This is a genomic window from Gordonia sp. NB41Y (assembly GCF_030718915.1).
GTDB classification, from domain to species: Bacteria; Actinomycetota; Actinomycetes; order Mycobacteriales; family Mycobacteriaceae; genus Gordonia; species Gordonia desulfuricans.
The window spans coordinates 2,762,438-2,779,101 of record NZ_CP132196.1 but is presented as its reverse complement, the minus strand read 5'-3'; the positions used below and the strand labels follow the sequence as shown (position 1 = coordinate 2,779,101).

General features: G+C 60.4%; 8 protein-coding genes, 3 rRNA genes and 1 pseudogene. 6 read left to right on the top strand and 6 right to left on the bottom strand.

What is annotated here, in order from left to right:
* Window positions 1–13: 13 nt before the first annotated feature.
* Window positions 14–295 (bottom strand): hypothetical protein, encoded by a 282-nt coding sequence (locus Q9K23_RS11945; protein WP_053777168.1) that lies wholly within the window; start codon window positions 293–295, stop codon window positions 14–16.
* Window positions 296–603: 308 nt separating this feature from the next.
* Window positions 604–1,881 (bottom strand): IS256 family transposase, encoded by a 1,278-nt coding sequence (locus Q9K23_RS11940; protein ID WP_053778630.1) that lies wholly within the window; start codon window positions 1,879–1,881, stop codon window positions 604–606.
* Window positions 1,882–2,593: 712 nt separating this feature from the next.
* On the opposite strand from Q9K23_RS11940, the gene Q9K23_RS11935 reads away from it, so the two are divergent.
* Window positions 2,594–3,747, top strand: a protein-coding gene (locus tag Q9K23_RS11935) for an IS3 family transposase (protein WP_305950142.1) whose coding sequence is annotated in 2 segments (ribosomal slippage) — window positions 2,594–2,870 and window positions 2,870–3,747 — 1,155 coding nt in all. Because the reading frame shifts where the segments join, the coding sequence is not laid out codon by codon here.
* A 28-nt stretch (window positions 3,748–3,775) separates the two neighbouring features.
* On the opposite strand, the gene Q9K23_RS11930 is transcribed toward Q9K23_RS11935, so the two are convergent.
* From Q9K23_RS11930 to Q9K23_RS11920, 3 genes and pseudogenes are all read right to left on the bottom strand, one after another.
* Window positions 3,776–4,861: a hypothetical protein gene (locus Q9K23_RS11930; protein WP_053776041.1), complete on the bottom strand. Its 1,086-nt coding sequence runs from the start codon at window positions 4,859–4,861 to the stop codon at window positions 3,776–3,778.
* Between the two features lie 17 nt (window positions 4,862–4,878).
* Window positions 4,879–6,429 (bottom strand): hypothetical protein, encoded by a 1,551-nt coding sequence (locus Q9K23_RS11925; protein WP_152972569.1) that lies wholly within the window; start codon window positions 6,427–6,429, stop codon window positions 4,879–4,881.
* A 105-nt stretch (window positions 6,430–6,534) separates the two neighbouring features.
* A pseudogene (locus tag Q9K23_RS11920) lies at window positions 6,535–7,535 on the bottom strand (aldehyde dehydrogenase family protein); the annotation flags it as partial.
* A 241-nt stretch (window positions 7,536–7,776) separates the two neighbouring features.
* Here Q9K23_RS11920 and Q9K23_RS11915 point away from each other — a divergent pair.
* The 5 genes from Q9K23_RS11915 (at window position 7,777) to rrf (ending at window position 14,471) form a co-directional block, all read left to right on the top strand.
* Complete coding sequence (locus tag Q9K23_RS11915; protein ID WP_152972568.1) at window positions 7,777–8,013, top strand: hypothetical protein; 237 nt, start codon at window positions 7,777–7,779, stop codon at window positions 8,011–8,013.
* Complete coding sequence (locus Q9K23_RS11910) at window positions 8,010–8,564, top strand: hypothetical protein (RefSeq protein ID WP_020792278.1); 555 nt, start codon at window positions 8,010–8,012, stop codon at window positions 8,562–8,564. The genes Q9K23_RS11915 and Q9K23_RS11910 overlap by 4 nt, the downstream gene beginning before the upstream one ends.
* Window positions 8,565–9,144: 580 nt before the next feature.
* Window positions 9,145–10,664 (top strand): 16S ribosomal RNA (locus tag Q9K23_RS11905).
* A gap of 442 nt (window positions 10,665–11,106) precedes the next feature.
* Window positions 11,107–14,236, top strand: a 23S ribosomal RNA gene (locus Q9K23_RS11900).
* Window positions 14,237–14,354: 118 nt separating this feature from the next.
* Window positions 14,355–14,471: ribosomal RNA gene (gene rrf, locus Q9K23_RS11895) — 5S ribosomal RNA — on the top strand.
* The 16S, 23S and 5S rRNA genes sit together here, the layout of an rRNA operon.
* A gap of 446 nt (window positions 14,472–14,917) precedes the next feature.
* Here rrf and Q9K23_RS11890 read toward each other — a convergent pair.
* Window positions 14,918–16,071, bottom strand: a protein-coding gene (locus Q9K23_RS11890) for an IS3 family transposase (RefSeq protein WP_305950142.1) whose coding sequence is annotated in 2 segments (ribosomal slippage) — window positions 14,918–15,795 and window positions 15,795–16,071 — 1,155 coding nt in all. Because the reading frame shifts where the segments join, the coding sequence is not laid out codon by codon here.
* Window positions 16,072–16,664 lie beyond the last annotated feature (593 nt).

The following is a 16,664-nucleotide window of genomic DNA, read 5'->3' as shown; positions in this document are numbered from 1 at the left end:
GGCGAACCGCCGGTCATGCAAAAGCCCGGTGGAATCTTTGCGCCTTGCGCGCTATGGCTTGGCGCTGCTTGGAATCGGTAGTACCGCATAGTGTTAGAGCGACCTCGACCGCGTCGTTGAGTTCGGGACCCGTGAGAGTTGTGGCGAGGGAGGGGAGAACGAGACATTCGATGATCGAGAGGACAATGCTGTAATTGTCTTGTCCCGCGAGTGCGGCGCCGAACTTGAGTGCGGCTTCTAGCAGCGTCTCATCGATGCCGTAGCGATCGCCCAGAGCGGCATCAATATCGGACACTGCTGTGCAGATCTGAGGTGAGGCTTCAGAGGGCTGCCTCGACTTCTCGCGGAATGTTGTCGGAGTCAAGGTGGCATCCGGGCAGGAGGACTGCGTTGGGACGTCGATCGCTACTGCGAATCCCCAAAGGTCGGGACTAACTGGGGCAGTGGTCGTTCCCATGACAGCAGTCGCGGCGATGAATAGCTCAGGGTGCGGAGTCACGCGTGTGGCACCGATAGTTGGTCGGACTGCATCGGGGACGGCAATCGCGCGGTTGGGCTGCTGCAGCCACGGAGTTATTGTCAAGACCTGTGGATGGGCGAGTTTCAGGCGGCCTCCTCGGAGTCTGAGTTGGGGTCGGGTTCGACGAGTTTGCCTTTTTCGAAGGTGGCGCCGTCACGGACCAGTTTCACCAGGTGCGGTGCGTTGACCGCCCGCCATTTCGATTGGGCAGCCTCGATCAACTTGTAGGCCATCGCGATGCCGGCGGCCCGTGATCCGGGGCCTTTGGTCACCTTGGTCCGCAGTCGCACGGTCGCGAACGTGGACTCGATCGGGTTGGTGGTGCGCAGATGTATCCAGTGTTCGGCCGGGTACCGGTAGAACTCGAGTAGCACGTCGTCGTCATCGACGATCTTGGCCACGGCCTTCGGGTACTTGGCGCTGTAGGCTTTCTCGAACGCGGTGATCGCTTGGCGGGCGTGGTGTTCGTCTTCGGCGTTGTAGATTTCCTGCATCGCCTTGATCGCGTTGGGGTGGGCTGATTTCGGTAGCGCAGCAAGAACATTGGCTTGTTTGTGGAACCAGCATCGTTGCTCACGCGTGTCGGGGAACACCTCCCGGATCGCGGCCCAGAAGCCGAGCGCCCCGTCCCCGACGGCCAGAGCCGGCGCCGGCATGCCGCGGCGTTTGCACGACCGCAGCAGATCCGCCCACGACTCGGTCGATTCCCGATACCCATCAGCGACTGCGATGAGTTCCTTCTTGCCGTCGGCGCGGACCCCGATCATCACCAGCAGGCACAGCTTCTCCTGCTCCAAACGCACCTTGAGGTGGATACCGTCGACCCACAGGTACACATAGTCGGCGGTGATAGCCCGGTCGGCGAAGGCGGCGGCCTCTTTCTGCCATTGCTTGGTCAGCCGGGTGATCGTGGCCGCCGACAGTCCGGCGCCCGACCCCAGGAACTGCTCGAGCGCCGGCCCGAAATCACCCGAGGACAGCCCATGTAGATACAGCAACGGCAGCACCGCGGAGATCTCCGGACTCTTACGCGCCCACGCGGGCAAGATCTTCGACGAAAACTTGTGCCGCTCCTCGGTTTCGGGGTCGACACGCTTGTCATTGACCCGCGGTGCTTTCACCGTGACCGCACCCGCGGCGGTCATCACCTCCCGCGCGTTGTGGTACCCGTTACGGACTACCAGTCGGTGCCCGTTCTCGTCGACCTGATCGGCGAACTGGTCGATGTAGGCGGCCACCTCCGCGCGTAGCGCCGCGGCAAGCATCTGTCGGGCGCCGTCACGCACGATCTCATCGAGGATCGAGCGGCTCTGATCGTCGGCCGGGTTGGAACCTTCATTGGTGTTGACTACCGTGAGCACGAGGCGTGCCTTTCCGCCAGCGCTGCAACGCTGACTTGATCAAGTGACTACCGGGATCATATTTGCGGGAAGGCACGCCCTCCCAGATCCACAGGTCTTGATCATTCCTCCAGCCACGGGAGGAGATACGACTCCGTAGGTGCCTGATTGACAGACTCCAGGACTAGCATGCCGGGACCACTTTTGCTAACCGCGGCATTGGCTCCGAGGAGGATGCCGCTGTGTAGACGCGTCATGGCGGGGTTCGACGACCGGACACCCAGAAGATCAACTGGATGGAGGAAGTCGTGAGCGACGGGCAGGGTCGCGAGGCGCCCCCCGCACGCCACCATCGCGTATACGGCCAGCGCGGAGGCCGCACCATTGCCGGTCAGAACGGGGACTAGACCAGCACGCGCTGCACCGTGGATACGCAAGAGGACATGGGTGTCCAGCCCCACTGCTTTCGCTGCTGCGCTGAGGGCTCGAGGAAGGCTGCCGGACGCGGGGTCGGCATGTCGCTGAGGGAAGGGGTCCGACGTCGAGTACGTGGGGCAGGCGTCAGTCTTCGGTGACTCCACCCCGGAGCGCAACGCACGCAGAAGAACTGACTCCGTGAGCAACTCGGTGGCATCATCCACCAGCGCAGAAATGCGATTGTGGCGTGTCCCCAGTGAACCGGCCCGGGTGGTTTTAGAGTCCTGATTGCCCTGATGAGGGCGAAGAAGGGACGATGAAGAACATGGCAGGACGCAAGCGCCATTCGGCGGAGGACATCGTGCGCAAGCTGCGCCGGGCCGACGAACTGGCCGCGGAAGGCAAGACCGGCGAGGAGATCGCCGCCGACCTCGAGGTGTCGGCAGCGACCTTGTACAACTGGCGCCGCCAGTACGGCGGCATGGACGGCGACGCCGCGAAGGAACTCAAAGAACTACGCGAGCAGAACAACCGACTCAAACGACTGCTCGCCGATGCCGAGTTGGAGAAAGACGCGCTGCGGGAGATCGCCAGGGGAAAATTCTGAGCCCAACCGCCAAACGCGCCGCCATCGACATGCTCAAAGACGTCAAGAACATGTCAGAACGGATGGCGTGCAGGGTAGTTGGGCTGTCCCGATCCGCGTATCGACGCCTGCCGCAGGCGCAGACACCGGCCGATCCCGACTTCGCACTGCGCGAGCAGCTGCGTGTCTATGCCCGCAAGAATCCACGGCACGGGTACCGGCGGGCGTGGGCACACCTGCGGTTCGACGACGGCATCGAGATCAACAAGAAGAAGGTGCACCGGTTGTGGAAGGACGAAGGACTGCAGGTCCGGCGCGCGCCACGCCGGAAACGGGCCGGCCAGTCATCGGTCCCGATTGTTGTCGCGGACGCGCCGAAGGTGGTGTGGGCATTGGACTTTCAGTTCGATTCCACCGTCGACGGCAAGAAGGTCAAGATCGCTTCGATGGTCGACGAACACACCCGCATGTCGCTGCTGAACATCGTGGACCGGTCCATCCCGGCCGAGCGGTTGATCGAGGAGTTGGAGAAGACATTCGCGATCTGGGGTGGCCCACCGATGGTGCTGCGCATGGACAACGGCCCCGAGTTCATCTCAGAAGCCCTACAAGCGTTCTGCGCAGGGTCGGTGGGGATCTCCTACATTCCGCCCGGCACACCGTGGAACAACGGGTTCATCGAGTCGTTCAACAACCGGCTGCGCGATGAGTGTTTGAACCGCAACTGCTGGCCCACACTGATCGAGGCCCGCGTGGTCATCGAAGACTTCAAAGACGACCACAACCACCGACACCGGCACTCGGCGCTGGGCTACCAAACCCCGGCCGAGTACGCTGCCCGATGCACCCACCAACATCACCCCGTGGGCTGCGAGATCGACTGACGATCACAACGAGGAACCGGCTCTAGAACTACCTGGACCGGTTACCGGGGACCTGCCAATTGGTCACCGAGCTCTCCAACGAGTCGAGTTGCCTGGTCACGTCGGCTTGCGCAGTCTGGACCTCAGTCCGAATCTTCCTCAGCTCAGAGTGCGCTTGGGAAACTTGAGTTTCGATGTCGTCACGTTCTGATCGCAAGTGGGCCAGAGCTGCCTGTTCCTCGGCAAGTTCGTTGGCGGCGGCACGCTTGGCGTCGTCGATGGCCTTCTCAAGTGCGGCGTCGTGCGCACGATCGAGTTCGTCCTTGAGGGGTGGGAGGTTGATGAGGGTATTCGCTAGTTCGACTGCACTGGAACGGATTTGGTCGCTGTCCTCGCAGATGCGCAGCGCACGCTCAAGACGGTCCCGCTTGTACTGCCGGTCACCGTCCCCATCTCCCTCCGGCAAGGCCTCAGCAGCCGCTTGCATGAGTTTCTTCGTTGCAAGGAACTCGGGGATCAGGATGCTCGGAGCAATGCTCTTCGCATGGGTCAGGGCCGTCCGTAGGACTTCACCGTCCGGTCGGCAGTCGAGATGACCGATGGCGGGGGATGCCGCGTCGCAGTACTGCCGGCCGTCGGGAAGCGTAATAACGTGGTCGTAGCTATGGCGAAAAGGGATCCGGTCTAGCCGAAGATTCTGCGCATCAACGAAGAAGTATCTGTCGTCGATGGTTGGGGTGAGCGGGCCGATGAGCCGATCGCTTTGACATAGGGCGTAGCAGTCAGCGCCGTTGACGATTCGGTTGTTCGAAGACCAGCTGGTGGTGAGGTCCTCGATCGCTTTGTCGTATGGGGTAGATCGGTAATCGAGGACGGGAGAAAGGAGTTGGGCGTTCCGTGCGGCAAACTCGTCCGGATCACCTTTGCCTAAGTCCAGTTCGAACACCGCAACGGACCCGGTGCTGAGGGGGACTTGCGGGCTCCACCAGAAGACCCGACCTCGTCTCGGGTAGTCATCGAGGTTCGCGGGCTCCCAGTTAAGTCCGCGCTTGTTGAAAATGGGCTCGATAACAGCGAAGCGCTCGTTCAGGTACTCGATGCTGCCGACTACCCGCGTTCCGGGGACTACCGCCATACGGACACAATAGGCAATCAGTGATTGTTTGCCCGCGCTGCCCTGCGGCCATTGATTCTCCAATGCGGAGTTCCTGGGTCCCCTGCACCATCCGCGGCATGGTCAAAGGCTTCAGCCCACGTGCGGCGGATCTTACTAGCGTGTCGTTTGTCCGAGGGACGCTCCGCTGCAACCGCCACCCCGGCGTAGTCGAGCCGGACGAAGCCCAAATTGCCTGCATCGACCTGGAAGCTGGTCGCAGAGTCCAGTCGACTCCGCATCCACGTGGTTGCCGCTTGAGCGTCGGCCCGCCGCAACGTCTCAGTACAGGTGCCCGGGAAGCTTGCAGTGACGGCGAAGGCGCACGAGACGAGATCGGACTCGACCCGCAGCGCTTCATCGCGCTCAGGAAACCGGTGTGACGAGAATGGGCGCAGTACATTGCCGGAGTGCCTGACGAGCCACGCGGTCGGCATCGGATCGGACGAGATGCTGGCGGTGGTGATGATCTCGACGCGGGCGACGTCCTTGCCGAGATTCGTTCGCACGCGCATGGTCCCTGCCTCGGCAGCGGTGATGGTAAACGCGGCGACTCGGCTCCCGGCCGGGTTCGGGTCGAGTCGTGTCACGCTCAGTGTGGAGTGAAGCTCTGCGGCGAGAATGTTGGCCTGCCTGGACGGTGCGACGACGATCGGATCGCCAACGAAGTAGCGAGGTATGCCTCCGGTTCCATACTCGACGGGCATCGATACGATCTGCGTCCGTTCTTGGGGCCTTGACGCCGAGGCTCGGAATTTCTTCAACCACTGAACGGCCGCAGCGGTCGCGGAATGAGGCAACCGCACCTTCCAGGCATGCCAGGGGAAATGTGCGGCAACAACAACCTTGAGGGCGGTGGCTTCGAGTGCATCGGGAGGTCCGCACTGCAGTGGCCCGAGGACGACGATAGTGTCGCCCCAGTGCAGTGGTGTTGCGTCGTCGTACATACGGAACGACCCACCCCGATATGGAACGAACAACACGCCGCTGGAGGACAGTCCGGGCACCAGACTCTTCCATCTGCGCATGTCGATGCTTGACGGCCACTGTCCGATCGGGGTGACGGAAGTCGAGTGTCGAGCCGGCTCCATGACAACGGTGGTTCCACCGGTGCCAGGCCAGAGAAGCTCCGCGCTCAGCCGCCGCGGCTGGGAGTCATCTCGCTTGAGTTGGATTCCATCGAACCTCAGCAGACTTCGATACGACCGAACGCTCTCAGCGAGGGACAGGGCTTCGAGCTCGACGAACAGCGACCAACCGGAGCCATCTTTGTGCAGGTGGAGCAGCAGCGGTGCGCCTGATTCGCTCACGGCCTGCTCGTATGCACTGAGGTCTCCGGTGCCGGGGTGGTAGAGGTCGCACAGCGTCGATCCCTCGCCCTGGTTGTGCGCGAAGTGCGCGACCTTGTACTTGCCGGCACGAAGGTGGACCTGGCGGTAACAGCAGGGGCACAGGTACGCGCCATTGCGAGCGGCTTCGTTCGGATAGATCAGCCGTTCCCACGCGAGGTCAAACGCTTTTTCCAATGCTGCCGTCCATCTTTCGCGCACGTATCCAGAGCATGTCGGCTGACCAAACGGAGTGCCGGACCCACCGACTAAGGAATGTAGTCGGTGTATCAGCACGCGTGACCGAGACGAGGTTGAGCAGCTGACTCAGTTGTGGGAGAGCCGGAACACCGCCCTGTGCCATCCTTTTCGCGCAACCCCGGTGATGTCGGTCATCACGTGCTTGATGTTGGTGTATTCGTCGAGCGAGTAGGTGGACATGTCCTTGCCGTACCCGGAGGCCTTGAGCCCGCCGTGCGGCATCTCGCTGATGACCGGGATGTGGTCGTTGATCCACACGCATCCCGCGCGGATCTCGCGGCTCGCGCGTCCGGCTCGGTTGAGGCCCTGCGTCCACGCCGACGCGGCCAGGCCGTAGACGGTGTCGTTGGCCAGGTAGATGCCCTCGTCGTCGGTGTCGAACGGCAGTGCCACCAGGACAAGGGCCGAAGACCTCGTCCTGCACGATCTCGCTGTCTTGTGCGGCGTCGGTGATCAGGGTCGGCAGGTAGTAGCTGCTCCCGGCCGGCGCGCCGGGGATCTGTCCGCCGGTGACGACAGTGGCGCCGGAGGCGGCCGTGCGACCGACCATCGCGGCCACGCGCTGTTGTTGGTCGCGCGAGATCAGGGGCCCGAGGTCGGTGTCGCCGATCGTCGGCGGCGCCGAGGACCACCGACGACATGAGCTCGGCGACCCGTTCCACGAACACCGCATACAGCGGCCGCTGTACATAGACACGGGTCGCCGCGGTGCAGTCCTGACCGGTGTTGATCAGCGAACCGGCCACCGCACCCTGTGCGGCGGCCTCGAGGTCGGCGTCGTCGAAGACGACGGAGGGGGCCTTCCCGCCGAGCTCGAGATGCAGCCGTCTACCCGGCACCGATGAGCCGATTGCGCGTCCCACTGTGGTGGACCCGGTGAACGACACCATCGAGCCGTCGCGGTGTTCGACCACCGCGGTCCCGGTGGTGACACCGCGGCCGGTGACCACGTTGATCACGCCGGCGGAGATGCCGGCGCGGGAGGCGGCGTCGGCGAACATCAGCGAGGTCAGGGGTGTCAGTTCGGACGGCTTGAGCACGACGACCGTGTTGCCCGCGGCCACCGATCCGTTCGCCCGCGGGGGTGCGTGATGCGCACATGTCGGATGGCGGCTTTCGCATCGGCTGCAACTCGCGGCCCGGTGCAGACCGTGATTGCCCGATATGGGGGTTCTGGGCGTCGATCGAGTGACCGAAGGCCCTAGCGACCGCCGTCACAGAGGAGTGCAATAGGAGACGCACAACCCGAGATCGTGGACGGACCGACCGGCTGAGGTCGCCGTCGCGCGATCGCGTTCGAGGGCGATGATGACCAGAACCACCCACACATTCCTCCACACCCCGACTCCCGATGCCGTCGACATCCGTCGACGCCAGTGGACCAATCGCTGCGACGTCTGTGATCGCACGCTGGTGGTCAAGGCGGTCGACTCCCATGACGCGGCGCGCATGCTTGCCCGGATCAACGGGTGGGTGCTGCACGACGGGCTGGTGCGTTGCCCGGGCTGTGCAGAAATACCACCGGCGGTCCGTACCCGGCCATGACCGCCCCGATCCCGTATCCCTGGTACGTCGCCGCCGCGGCGATCGGACGATGCGCGATCACCACGGTTGTGCTGATGCTGCGCCGGAAGGTGCATCAGCCGACCACCGAGTACGGCCGCGTGGTCGGTTTCTCCGACGGCACGCAGGCACGTGTGTACCGGGAGACCACCGTCGACGACGCCGCGCCGACGGCGCCGGTGACCCTGATCGTCGGGTTCCGAATCCGGTGGATCGGGGGAAACCGCGTGGTTCATTGGCTGTTCAGGGTCGAAAGTGTTTGCAACACAGTGCTGTTCGTGGGATTCCCCGGATTCAGGAGCAAACTCTGGATGGCCGACGACGCGAACCACCGCTACCGCGGTGTCTATGACTGGGATGGCGGACACCGCGCACACGCCTATGTGCGGGCCCTGTGGTGGCCACTGATGGTGATCAGCGAACGGGACTCCATCGCGTACCGGATCGTCGAGGGAACACGAGCGGCCACACTCGCCGGCGCCGACCCGCTTCCTGACCGCCAACAGTGGTGGCGACCACACTTGTCGGCGTGATTCCGGCGGGCACTGCCCGTGACATGCGCGTTTACCGGACGGTACGTCGCTGACCAGCCGATTTGTATCCACGGCCATCGGTGCGTAACTTATTCCAAGTCAGCGAGCCACGGCGCCGCCCCGGACAGACTCGAAAGAGACTGTGGGGGAAGGGAAACCGAGTAGCAGCTGACCACCCCAGCAAGATTGTTCGCCCGCATTTCGGTGTGGGGGATCGCTGGTGGGGTGGTTGGACAGGGTCTGGCGGGTCGGAAACCTTCGGGTTGACACCGCCGAGCGCGTCCAGTACACTGGAGAAGTTGCCCGGGATCGGGTAGCGAATCCAAAAAGTTGAGTACAGCTCACCGGAGTTCGCCCTTGTGATGGGGTGGTGTTGGTGGGTGTGTGTTCTTTGAGAACTCGATAGTGTGTTGGTGGATTGTTTGATGCCAAATTATTTTGGTGTCAGGGAGTTCATTAGTTTATGAAGTTTTTTGATGCCAGTTTGTTTTTTTGAGAATCATTTTGGTCAGGTTTTGCTTTCCTGGTTGAAGGATTGTGTTGAAACGCCGGCTTTTGGCTGGTTTTGTTTCGCTATTTTTTCATGGAGAGTTTGATCCTGGCTCAGGACGAACGCTGGCGGCGTGCTTAACACATGCAAGTCGAACGGAAAGGCCCAGCTTGCTGGGTACTCGAGTGGCGAACGGGTGAGTAACACGTGGGTGATCTGCCCCTGACTTCGGGATAAGCCTGGGAAACTGGGTCTAATACCGGATATGACCTTACATCGCATGGTGTTTGGTGGAAAGCTTTTGCGGTTGGGGATGGGCCCGCGGCCTATCAGCTTGTTGGTGGGGTAATGGCCTACCAAGGCGACGACGGGTAGCCGACCTGAGAGGGTGATCGGCCACACTGGGACTGAGACACGGCCCAGACTCCTACGGGAGGCAGCAGTGGGGAATATTGCACAATGGGCGCAAGCCTGATGCAGCGACGCCGCGTGAGGGATGACGGCCTTCGGGTTGTAAACCTCTTTCGCCAGGGACGAAGCGCAAGTGACGGTACCTGGAGAAGAAGCACCGGCCAACTACGTGCCAGCAGCCGCGGTAATACGTAGGGTGCAAGCGTTGTCCGGAATTACTGGGCGTAAAGAGCTCGTAGGCGGTTTGTCGCGTCGTCTGTGAAATTCTGCAACTCAATTGCAGGCGTGCAGGCGATACGGGCAGACTTGAGTACTACAGGGGAGACTGGAATTCCTGGTGTAGCGGTGAAATGCGCAGATATCAGGAGGAACACCGGTGGCGAAGGCGGGTCTCTGGGTAGTAACTGACGCTGAGGAGCGAAAGCGTGGGTAGCGAACAGGATTAGATACCCTGGTAGTCCACGCCGTAAACGGTGGGTACTAGGTGTGGGGCTCATTTCACGAGTTCCGTGCCGTAGCTAACGCATTAAGTACCCCGCCTGGGGAGTACGGCCGCAAGGCTAAAACTCAAAGGAATTGACGGGGGCCCGCACAAGCGGCGGAGCATGTGGATTAATTCGATGCAACGCGAAGAACCTTACCTGGGTTTGACATACACCAGACGACGGTAGAGATATCGTTTCCCTTGTGGTTGGTGTACAGGTGGTGCATGGCTGTCGTCAGCTCGTGTCGTGAGATGTTGGGTTAAGTCCCGCAACGAGCGCAACCCTTGTCCTGTATTGCCAGCGGGTTATGCCGGGGACTTGCAGGAGACTGCCGGGGTCAACTCGGAGGAAGGTGGGGATGACGTCAAGTCATCATGCCCCTTATGTCCAGGGCTTCACACATGCTACAATGGCTGGTACAGAGGGCTGCGATACCGTGAGGTGGAGCGAATCCCTTAAAGCCAGTCTCAGTTCGGATTGGGGTCTGCAACTCGACCCCATGAAGTCGGAGTCGCTAGTAATCGCAGATCAGCAACGCTGCGGTGAATACGTTCCCGGGCCTTGTACACACCGCCCGTCACGTCATGAAAGTCGGTAACACCCGAAGCCGGTGGCCTAACCCTTGGGAGGGAGCCGTCGAAGGTGGGATCGGCGATTGGGACGAAGTCGTAACAAGGTAGCCGTACCGGAAGGTGCGGCTGGATCACCTCCTTTCTAAGGAGCATGCAACATTCCCATGCCGGCGGCGTCTGTCCGTTGGGTGGGTGTGTGTTCATAGGGTGAAACATCAAACACGCCAACATGGTTGTCGGTCTCATCAGAGAGGTCGGTGGCCGGGTGACTGTTTCCGGTGACGGATTCGGTGCTGTCAACACACTGTCGGGGTTCTGAGGGAACACACCGTTTCTTCTGCCCATTTTCTTTGTCGTGCCGGTGAGGTGCCCTGTGGTGGGGTGCGGAGGTGTGGCGGGTTGTGGGTGTGTGTTGTTTGAGAAGTGCATAGTGGATGCGAGCATCTTTATTTATTGCAATGCATGACAAACTGTTTTTGGTTTGTGTGTTTTGTTCGAGTTTGTTCTCAAGAACGTGTCTAATTTCGGTCCTCACGTGATGATGGTCTGTGACTGTTGTGTGTGGGGGTTGTTGTTAGGTGTTGTTGTAAGTGTTTTAGGGCGTTCGGTGGATGCCTTGGCACCAGGAGCCGATGAAGGACGTGGTAGGCCGCGATAGTCCTCGGGGAGTTGTCAAACGAGCTGTGATCCGAGGGTGTCCGAATGGGGAAACCCAGCACGAGTGATGTCGTGTTACCACCAGCTGAATGTATAGGCTGTGTGGGGGGAACGTGGGGAAGTGAAACATCTCAGTACCCATAGGAAGAGAAAACAATTGTGATTCCGTGAGTAGTGGCGAGCGAAAGCGGATGAGGCTAAACCATGCGCATGTGATACCGGGTAGGGGTTGTGTGTGTGGGGTTGTGGGGAGTGTCTTTCCTGATCTACCTGTCAGGACGTGAGTCAGAAAATCGCATGTTAGGTGAAGTGGCCTGGAATGGTCTGCCGTAGACGGTGAGAGTCCGGTAACTGAAAGCGTGTGGTCTTGCGTGATGTTTTCCCAAGTAGCAGCGGGCTCGTGGAATCTGCTGTGAATCTGCCGGGACCACCCGGTAAGCCTGAATACTTCCTGGTGACCGATAGCGGACTAGTACCGTGAGGGAAAGGTGAAAAGTACCCCGGGAGGGGAGTGAAATAGTACCTGAAACCGGACGCTTACAATCCGTCAAAGCCTGTGCACCTTCGGGTGGTGGGTGATGGCGTGCCTTTTGAAGAATGAGCCTGCGAGTTAGTGCTCGGTGGCAAGGTTAACCCGTGTGGGGTAGCCGTAGCGAAAGCGAGTCTGAATAGGGCGTTGAGTCGCTGGGTCTAGACCCGAAGCGAAGTGATCTACCCATGGCCAGGGTGAAGCAGCAGTAAGATGTTGTGGAGGCCCGAACCCACTTCAGTTGAAAATGGAGGGGATGAGTTGTGGGTAGGGGTGAAAGGCCAATCAAACTTCGTGATAGCTGGTTCTCCCCGAAATGCATTTAGGTGCAGCGTTGCATGTTTCTTACTGGAGGTAGAGCTACTGGATGGCCGATGGGCCCTACTAGGTTACTGACGTCAGCCAAACTCCGAATGCCGGTAAGTGAGAGTGTGGCAGTGAGACTGCGGGCGATAAGGTTCGTAGTCGAGAGGGAAACAGCCCAGATCGCCGGCTAAGGCCCCTAAGCGTGTACTAAGTGGAAAAGGATGTGGGGTCGCGAAGACAACCAGGAGGTTGGCTTAGAAGCAGCCACCCTTGAAAGAGTGCGTAATAGCTCACTGGTCAAGTGATCCTGCGCCGACAATGTAGCGGGGCTCAAGTACACCGCCGAAGCCGCGGCACTCCACCATGACATCCGCGATCCTCTACGGGGGGTTGTGTAGTGGGTGGGGTGGGTAGGGGAGCGTCCTGCATCCGTGGAAGCGCCGGAGTGATCTAGGTGTGGAGGGTGTGGGAGTGAGAATGCAGGCATGAGTAGCGAAAGCAGAGTGAGAAACTCTGCCGCCGGATGACCAAGGGTTCCTGGGCCAGGCTAATCCGCCCAGGGTGAGTCGGGACCTAAGGCGAGGCCGACAGGCGTAGTCGATGGACAACGGGTTGATATTCCCGTACCCGTGTATCCGCGCCCATGCTGAATCAGTTGTACTAACCATCCAAATCCCAATGGACTGCCTTCGGGTAGCCGGCGGGGGCTGCATGGGACCTTGGCTGGTAGTAGGCAAGCGATGGGGTGACGCAGGAAGGTAGTGGGGCCAGTGAGTGGTTGTACTGGTGTAAGCCTGTAGGGCGAGTGGTTGGTAAATCCGTCACTCATGTGCCTGAGAGGTGATGCGTAGCCGTTGAGGCGAATTCCATGATCCTATGCTGCCGAGAAAAGCCTCTAGTGAGTTGGTACACGGCCCGTACCCCAAACCAACACAGGTGGTCAGGTAGAGAATACTAAGGCGATCGAGAGAACTGTGGTTAAGGAACTCGGCAAAATGCCCCCGTAACTTCGGGAGAAGGGGGACCACGACTGGTGAACACTTTTTCGGTGGGAGCTGGTGGTGGTCGCAGAGACCAGAGAGAAGCGACTGTTTACTAAAAACACAGGTCCGTGCGAAGTCGTAAGACGATGTATACGGACTGACGCCTGCCCGGTGCTGGAAGGTTAAGAGGACCGGTTAGTGGGATTCGTCCCGCGAAGCTGAGAATTTAAGCCCCAGTAAACGGCGGTGGTAACTATAACCATCCTAAGGTAGCGAAATTCCTTGTCGGGTAAGTTCCGACCTGCACGAATGGCGTAACGACTTCTCTGCTGTCTCAACCACAGACTCGGCGAAATTGCATTACGAGTAAAGATGCTCGTTACGCGCGGCAGGACGAAAAGACCCCGGGACCTTCACTATAGCTTGGTATTGGTGTTCGGTTCGGTTTGTGTAGGATAGGTGGGAGACTGTGAAGTGGGCACGCCAGTGTTCATGGAGTCGTTGTTGAAATACCACTCTGATCGTATTGGACTTCTAACCTCGGACCCTGATCGGGTTCAGGGACAGTGCCTGGTGGGTAGTTTAACTGGGGCGGTTGCCTCCCAAAATGTAACGGAGGCGCCCAAAGGTTCCCTCAGCCTGGTTGGCAATCAGGTGTTGAGTGTAAGTGCACAAGGGAGCTTGACTGTGAGACGTACATGTCGAGCAGGGACGAAAGTCGGGACTAGTGATCCGGCACCAACGTGTGGAAGTGGTGTCGCTCAACGGATAAAAGGTACCCCGGGGATAACAGGCTGATCTTCCCCAAGAGTCCATATCGACGGGATGGTTTGGCACCTCGATGTCGGCTCGTCGCATCCTGGGGCTGGAGTAGGTCCCAAGGGTTGGGCTGTTCGCCCATTAAAGCGGCACGCGAGCTGGGTTTAGAACGTCGTGAGACAGTTCGGTCTCTATCCGCCGCGCGCGTTAGAAACTTGAGGAAACCTGTCCCTAGTACGAGAGGACCGGGACGGACGAACCTCTGGTGTGCCAGTTGTTCCGCCAGGAGCATTGCTGGTTGGCTACGTTCGGAAGGGATAACCGCTGAAAGCATCTAAGCGGGAAGCCTGTTCCAAGATGAGGTTTCTCTCCCTCTTGAAGGGTTAAGGCCCCCTACAGATCATGGGGTTGATAGGCCAGAACTGGAAGCCTGGTAACAGGTGTAGGTGACTGGTACTAATCGGCCGAGGACTTACAACAACACTCTTACATTTTTTTGTGAGTGGGTTTGATGGAGATGGTTTTGCGCATCCACTATGTACTTCTGAAACAATGCACGCATGATAATGCGGACGCGTGAGCGTTTGTTTCATAGAGTTTCGGCGGCTATAGCGGTGGGGAAACGCCCGGTCCCATTCCGAACCCGGAAGCTAAGCCTGCCAGCGCCGATGGTACTGCACTTTAGTCAGTGTGGGAGAGTAGGACACCGCCGAACAATTTTTTGGGTATGCCCCGTGACCACCATTGTGTGGTCACGGGGCATCACTCGTTTCAGGGCTTTGTGTGCCGGCCGGCCTGACAGTCGGGGGTTCAACCCACCTGAAACTAGGGGAACGTCGGGATACCGCCGGGCCTGAAACCAGGGGAACGTTTGTTTCCCCTACCTTCGTCACCATCCCCGAGGTGTATCCCGGGGAACGTCACGAAAGACGGGGAAGCCCGGGTTTCCCCTAGATTCTGTCGGCAGGGACCCGGATGGGTCGTCGACGCCGGCAGAACCTGTCAGACCCGTCGAGAACCTCCGGTGATGTTGGGTTTCCCCGACCTCTGTCACCTTCCCCCAGTTACAACACGGGGAACGTCACGAAACCAGGGGAAGGTCGTGGCAGGTCCCCGGTAACCGGTCCAGGTAGTTCTAGAGCCGGTTCCTCGTTGTGATCGTCAGTCGATCTCGCAGCCCACGGGGTGATGTTGGTGGGTGCATCGGGCAGCGTACTCGGCCGGGGTTTGGTAGCCCAGCGCCGAGTGCCGGTGTCGGTGGTTGTGGTCGTCTTTGAAGTCTTCGATGACCACGCGGGCCTCGATCAGTGTGGGCCAGCAGTTGCGGTTCAAACACTCATCGCGCAGCCGGTTGTTGAACGACTCGATGAACCCGTTGTTCCACGGTGTGCCGGGCGGAATGTAGGAGATCCCCACCGACCCTGCGCAGAACGCTTGTAGGGCTTCTGAGATGAACTCGGGGCCGTTGTCCATGCGCAGCACCATCGGTGGGCCACCCCAGATCGCGAATGTCTTCTCCAACTCCTCGATCAACCGCTCGGCCGGGATGGACCGGTCCACGATGTTCAGCAGCGACATGCGGGTGTGTTCGTCGACCATCGAAGCGATCTTGACCTTCTTGCCGTCGACGGTGGAATCGAACTGAAAGTCCAATGCCCACACCACCTTCGGCGCGTCCGCGACAACAATCGGGACCGATGACTGGCCGGCCCGTTTCCGGCGTGGCGCGCGCCGGACCTGCAGTCCTTCGTCCTTCCACAACCGGTGCACCTTCTTCTTGTTGATCTCGATGCCGTCGTCGAACCGCAGGTGTGCCCACGCCCGCCGGTACCCGTGCCGTGGATTCTTGCGGGCATAGACACGCAGCTGCTCGCGCAGTGCGAAGTCGGGATCGGCCGGTGTCTGCGCCTGCGGCAGGCGTCGATACGCGGATCGGGACAGCCCAACTACCCTGCACGCCATCCGTTCTGACATGTTCTTGACGTCTTTGAGCATGTCGATGGCGGCGCGTTTGGCGGTTGGGCTCAGAATTTTCCCCTGGCGATCTCCCGCAGCGCGTCTTTCTCCAACTCGGCATCGGCGAGCAGTCGTTTGAGTCGGTTGTTCTGCTCGCGTAGTTCTTTGAGTTCCTTCGCGGCGTCGCCGTCCATGCCGCCGTACTGGCGGCGCCAGTTGTACAAGGTCGCTGCCGACACCTCGAGGTCGGCGGCGATCTCCTCGCCGGTCTTGCCTTCCGCGGCCAGTTCGTCGGCCCGGCGCAGCTTGCGCACGATGTCCTCCGCCGAATGGCGCTTGCGTCCTGCCATGTTCTTCATCGTCCCTTCTTCGCCCTCATCAGGGCAATCAGGACTCTAAAACCACCCGGGCCGGTTCACTGGGGACACGCCAGTCGGCTTCCCCTAGTTTCAGGAGCACACGGCGTTCCCCTAGTTTCGGGGTGGCACAGGTAGGAGTACGGCCCGGAGCACCTTCGTGATCGCTGAGGGCCTCACGTGACCCCGCGTCGACCTGACGTTCCGTCACACCGGTGATGAAGTCCCGCGGCCGTTCCGGCGGCCAGAGCCGGCCCCAGGCACGCTATGGCGCAAGGGATACGTCCGAAGGTGGGCGGGTACGCCACGAGCGAGCAGAGGCCTCGTGAGGCCACTGCTACATCTCGCCGTGTTCAAGTCGGCTCCGAACGGTCGTACTCTGCGGGGTGGGGACTTCGCCCTCCCGTGGGAGTTGGCCACGATGAAAGTCCCGGAGCCACAAGGGGATCAGAGAGCGCGAGCATCACTACTGGCGCTGGAGGCCACTACTGGCCGACACTGCAATGCAATTCGCCCTGTGATGACAGGATATGCGCCAATTGGGCTTCACAGCTACGGAATTGGGTGACCTAGTGTCGCGTGTCGTAAGTACCTAA